Genomic DNA, 3,788 nt, shown 5'->3' with positions numbered 1-3,788 from the left:
TCGGCGTCAAGCTGACCACCCTGCGCCCGGAGCAGGCCGCGTACATCGGCGTCGACGTCGACGGCCCGTACAAGCCGGACCACTACCGCTACTGATCCCGGGGATCCCCGGGGATCCCCGAGGATCCGCAGCACTGCGATCACCGCGATCACCGCGATCACCGCGATCACCGCGATCACCGTGATCACCGATCACCGCGACAGGCCCTCCGGCACCCGTGCCGGGGGGCCTGCCCCGTCCCCGCCCCCGGACCGCACAACCGCAAGGAACCCCCGCCATGCCCCGCGGCCGCTACTCGCTCCACGACCCCCACGACCACACCCCCCTCGGCGAGGAGCACTTCAACTGCGCCCCCGGCCCTTCCGGCTGGCGCTACGTCGCCCAACGCACCGGCCCCGACGGCGAACACCGCGGCTCGGTCGACCTGGCGATCGACGAACTCGGCCGCCCCATCCGCCTCGAACTCAACGCCGCCAGCTGGCAGGTCCGCGGCGCCGCCATCGACGGCGTCACCTGGGTCCGCTCCGACCCCACCGGCACCGAGGCCACCGAGGGCAACGCCCCCGCCGCCGCCTTCACCGGCACCTCGCCGGCGTTCCTCGTCGCCACGGCGCGCCTGCTGCGCCCGGCCGCCGGCGCCCCCGCCACGCGGGTCCGGCTCGTCGCCCTCACCGACCCGGTGCTGGCGCCCCGTACGGTCGACCAGGCCTGGCAGCACGCCGGCCGGACCACACACGACACCGACACCGGGCCGCTCGTCGTCGACGCGTACCGCATCACCGCCCTGGACACCGGCGAGGTCCACACGGTCCACCTGGCCGGGGACGTGGTCCTGTCGGCCCCCGGCATCGAACTCGAACACCTGGAGACACCGCCGTCGGCGTTCCCGCCCGATCCCTGACCGGGCCGGCGGTGCCCGCCGCTGCGGCCGTGCCGGTCAGTACTCCTCGTCCGGGAACCCCCACCGGACCGCGGGCACCGCATCCGGAGCGACCTCGGCGACCGTCGCCGCGAAGGACTTCTCGAACGCCGGACGCCAGAGGTAGGAACGCGACACGCACAGCGGGAAGTCCGACTCCCCGGAGACGAAGTACGCACCGTCGTCGTCCATGGCCACGCCCAGGCTGACCTGGTTCTCGATGCTTTCCTCGTGCATCAGCTCCGTCAGGGCCCGGACGACCGCCCAGGCCTGCGGCTCGTCGGCGACGCCGGTGACGTCGAATGCAAGATCGATGTTGACTGACATGGCGGCAGCGTAGGCGGCCCCTCTGACAGTCCTACGCGGGCGGGGCGAACCCCGTCCTGCGCACCGGCTCCGCGGCCGGCTGCGCGGGGGTGGGTGCGGGTACCGGTGCCGGTGCGGGGGTCGGCCCCGGAGCCGCTGCGGGCGCGTACGCCGCAGGCGGCACCGGCTGCGCCACCGACGGCGGTACGTACGCCCCGCCGGCGGGCACACCCATAACCCCGGGCACAGCCGGAACGCCCGGCCGCCCGAACGCCCGGGCCGCGTCCCGCGACTGCCGTTCGTGCACCACCGCCATGAGGAACGCGGCCGCCGGAACCCCCGCCGGCGCGGGCGCCCCCGTACGCGCGACCAGGTCGTCCGCGAGCTTCGCCGCCATCGCGGCACCCACCTGCGGATCCAGCTGGCCCATCCGCGTCAGGTACTGCCGTATCGCCAGCCACAGCCCGTCCGGCACCGCCGAGAGGTCCAGCGCGCCGAACCGCCCTGCCAGCCACGGGGGCGGCGGCGGCACCGGCATCACCGCCGGCCCCGACACCCGCTCCCGCAGGACCAGGGTCCCCGCGAACACGTCGCCCAGCCGTCGGCCCCGCGCCGACACCAGCGACGCGATGCAGGCCACCGACCCGAAGGTGCCCAGCAGCTCCACGACCCCCATGGCCCCGCGCACCAGCGCGTGCCGGAACCGGATCGGGCCGCCGTCGTCCCGGACCACCCGCAGCCCGCAGGCCAACTTGCCGAGCGAGCGACCGTGGCTCAGCGTCTCCACCGCGATCGGCACACCGACCAGCACGAGCACGAAGGACGCGACCGACACCGCCGCCTTGGCCGCCACGTCCATCGAGGCGGTCGCGTAGACCAGCCCGATCGAGATCAGCAGATAGCCGGTGAGGTACACGAGGAGGTCGAGGAAGAAGGCCAGCGCCCGGCTGGGCAGCCTCGCGGGCCGCAGCCCCAGAACGACCGCGTCCCCCGTCACCAGATCGCTCACGCCGCACACCCTTCCCGTGGCCATGTCCTGGCCGGACCCGCCCCTTGGTCAACCAGTCTGCCAAGCTGACCGCGGAAGAAGTAACGCCGGAGCAGGAGCCACGGGCACCACGGGCACCACGGGCAGGGGGAGCGGCAACCGGATGGATCTCGACGTCTTCGTCACGGCCCACCGAGCGGAATGGGACCGCCTGGAACAGCTGCTGGGCCGCGGCCGGAAACTGACCGGAGCCGAGGCCGACGAACTGGTCGGGCTCTACCAGCGCACCTCCACCCACCTCTCCCTGATCCAGTCGAACACCCCCGACGCCGTGCTCACGGGCCGCCTCACCCAGCTCGTCGCCCGCGCCCGGGCCACCGTCACCGGTGCGCGCCGCGCCGGCTGGCGGGACGCGGCCCGCTTCTTCACCGCCGCCTTCCCGGCCGCCGTGTACCGCAGCCGCCGCTGGTGGATACCGACCGCGGTCCTCTCGACGCTGGTCGGTGTGCTGATCGGCTGGTGGATCGCCGTGCACCCCGAGGTCCAGGCCGCCATCGCCGCGCCGGACGAGCTGAAGGCCATGACCAAGCCCGGGGGCGAGTACGAGACGTACTACTCCAGCCACCCCGCGGCGTCGTTCGCCGCCCAGGTCTGGACGAACAACGCCCAGGCCGCGGCGATGTGCCTCGTCCTGGGCGCGTTCCTCGGCATCCCGGTGCTCTGGGTGCTGTTCCTGAACATGGTCAACCTCGGCGTCGGCATCGGCCTGATGGCCTCGGCCGACCGCCTCGACGTCTTCCTCGGGCTGATCCTGCCCCACGGCCTGCTGGAGCTGACGGCCGTCTTCGTGGCCGCGGGCACGGGGCTGCGCCTCGGCTGGACGGTCATCGACCCGGGGCCGCGCACCCGCCGCGCCGCCCTCGCCGAACAGGGCCGGGCCGCGCTCGGCATGGCCCTCGGCCTCGCCGTCGTCCTCTTCGTCTCGGGCCTCATCGAGGGCTTCGTGACCCCGTCGGGCCTTCCCACCTGGGCGCGCATCGCCATCGGCGTCGCCGCCGAGGCCGCTTTCCTGGCGTACGTGTACGTGCTGGGCGGCCGGGCCGCACGGGCCGGCGAAGCGGGCGACGTGGAGGCCGCGGACCGGACGGCAACACTGCCCACCGCGGCCTGATGTGCATACGAGGCCAGTCAGCTGCTAGTCTCCTCGTCGTCCCGGAACGGCCGTTGACACGGTCGTGATGGGGAGGTAGATTCGAACGGTTGCCTCGAACTGGACAAGTTCGGCAGCGATGGTTTAAAATCTCTCTCGCCTCCAGACGGAACTCGATTCCACTGGGGCGCAATCGACTTCTTTCAGGAAATCGAAGCCGGGAAATCCGGTGGAAAGCTTCTGATAGAGTCGGACTCGCCGAAAGGGAAACGCGAAAGCGGGAACCGGAAAGCGAATACCCGCTTCGACCGGGAATCGGACACGAAAGAGTCTGATAGAGTCGGAAACGAAGAAAGAACGAAAGCCCGGAGGAAAGCCCGCGAGGGTGAGTACGAAGGAAGCGTCCGTTCCTTGAGAACTCAACA

General features: G+C 72.1%; 5 protein-coding genes. 3 read left to right on the top strand and 2 right to left on the bottom strand.

Annotated elements, in window-relative coordinates; translation table 11 throughout:
- On the top strand, window positions 1–95 hold a 95-nt coding region (locus AB0953_RS35315), incomplete at its 5' end, for an adenosylhomocysteinase (protein WP_351034276.1).
- A gap of 182 nt (window positions 96–277) precedes the next feature.
- A complete protein-coding gene (locus tag AB0953_RS35310; RefSeq protein WP_366863699.1) occupies window positions 278–901 on the top strand; it encodes a hypothetical protein in 624 nt (207 codons plus the stop codon).
- 36 nt (window positions 902–937) lie between these two features.
- Here AB0953_RS35310 and AB0953_RS35305 read toward each other — a convergent pair whose 3' ends face one another.
- Both AB0953_RS35305 and AB0953_RS35300 read right to left on the bottom strand, forming a co-directional pair.
- Window positions 938–1,246: a hypothetical protein gene (locus AB0953_RS35305; RefSeq protein WP_366863698.1), complete on the bottom strand. Its 309-nt coding sequence runs from the start codon at window positions 1,244–1,246 to the stop codon at window positions 938–940.
- A 31-nt stretch (window positions 1,247–1,277) separates the two neighbouring features.
- Window positions 1,278–2,234 (bottom strand): RDD family protein, encoded by a 957-nt coding sequence (locus tag AB0953_RS35300; protein WP_366863697.1) that lies wholly within the window; start codon window positions 2,232–2,234, stop codon window positions 1,278–1,280.
- A gap of 142 nt (window positions 2,235–2,376) precedes the next feature.
- Here AB0953_RS35300 and AB0953_RS35295 point away from each other — a divergent pair, with 142 nt between their 5' ends.
- Entirely contained in the window at window positions 2,377–3,384 is a 1,008-nt protein-coding gene (locus AB0953_RS35295) for a stage II sporulation protein M (protein WP_366863696.1), read from the top strand.
- Window positions 3,385–3,788: the final 404 nt, after the last annotated feature.

This window comes from Streptomyces sp. NPDC046866 (assembly GCF_040704625.1).
Classification (GTDB): domain Bacteria; phylum Actinomycetota; class Actinomycetes; order Streptomycetales; family Streptomycetaceae; genus Streptomyces.
The sequence above is the reverse complement of the archived record's forward strand: the minus strand, read 5'-3'. Positions and strand labels throughout refer to the sequence as shown.

Bases quoted from the DNA above. Each gene is read 5' to 3' on its own strand.
- AB0953_RS35310 (WP_366863699.1), top strand. From the start codon at position 278: ATGCCCCGCGGCCGCTACTCGCTCCACGACCCCCACGACCACACCCCC.
- AB0953_RS35305 (WP_366863698.1), bottom strand. From the start codon at position 1,246: ATGTCAGTCAACATCGATCTTGCATTCGACGTCACCGGCGTCGCCGAC.
- AB0953_RS35295 (WP_366863696.1), top strand. From the start codon at position 2,377: ATGGATCTCGACGTCTTCGTCACGGCCCACCGAGCGGAATGGGACCGC.